The sequence below is a fragment of the Peterkaempfera griseoplana genome (assembly GCF_001418575.1).
Taxonomy (GTDB): Bacteria; Actinomycetota; Actinomycetes; order Streptomycetales; family Streptomycetaceae; genus Peterkaempfera; species Peterkaempfera griseoplana.
Window position 1 is genome coordinate 1 of the sequence record NZ_LIQR01000500.1, and the last position, 853, is coordinate 853.

At 76.3% G+C, this 853-nt stretch carries 1 pseudogene; it reads right to left on the minus strand.

Features of this window, described 5'->3' with window-relative positions:
* Nucleotides 1–486, minus strand: a pseudogene (locus AOK09_RS41460) (PucR family transcriptional regulator); the annotation flags it as partial.
* Nucleotides 487–853 lie beyond the last annotated feature (367 nt).

Genomic DNA, 853 nt, shown 5'->3' on the forward strand with positions numbered 1-853 from the left:
CGTCCAGCCGGTCGTCGCAGAAGAGCAGCTGCGGCGCCTGCTGCAGCCGCGACCCGTCGGCCACCAGACGGTCGAGCAGCAGCCGGGCCCAGCGCAGCGAGTGTGCGGCCTTCTCCGGAGCGACCGCGGGCCCCACCACGGCGGTCCTTCCGGCCAGCGCCTCCCTCAGCTGACCGGAGCGGCCGGGCGCCTGCGGATCCGGCAGCAGGGCGAGGGCGTCCGGCCGTTCGAAGTCCCAGAGCACATCGGCGGGCCACTGCGGTGCGGCGGCGGTGCGCAGCTCCACCGCCCAGGGGTCCTCCGGCGCCAGCACCACAGCGCTGACCTGCCTCGGCCAGCGCCACTCCGCCGCCCGGGCCGCCTCCACGGCCAGCGGTGCGGCGGCGCCGGAGAGCAGCAGTTCCAGCAGCCGGTGGCGCCGCCGCTGCCGGGCACCGGCGGCGTCCGCCTGCGCTTCGGCGTAGCCCTCCACCGAGGCGGAGGCGANNCCGACCCGCTCGGCGACCGCCGAGTAGCGCCGCCAGGCGAGCCGGGCGCCGAGCCGATAGGCGGCCTGCAGGGCGTCCAGGCTGCGCCCTTCCCGCAGTTCACCGCGGCCCAGGGCACGGAACACCCGGATACGGTCCTCCCGCGCGGCGCCGTCGTCCGCGATCAGATCGGCGAACTGGTCGAGCGCCTGACCGACTCCCAGCTGGATGCCGGTGCCGAACCGGCCGTCCAGCGGCCGTGCGAACTCCGGTATCCGGCGGCGCACCTCACCGACGATCTCCGCACTCAGCCGCCGGTGTTCGGCACGCAGCACCGGCGCGAACTCCGGTGGCAGCGCTGCCCACGGGCGCTGGTACGGGACTTC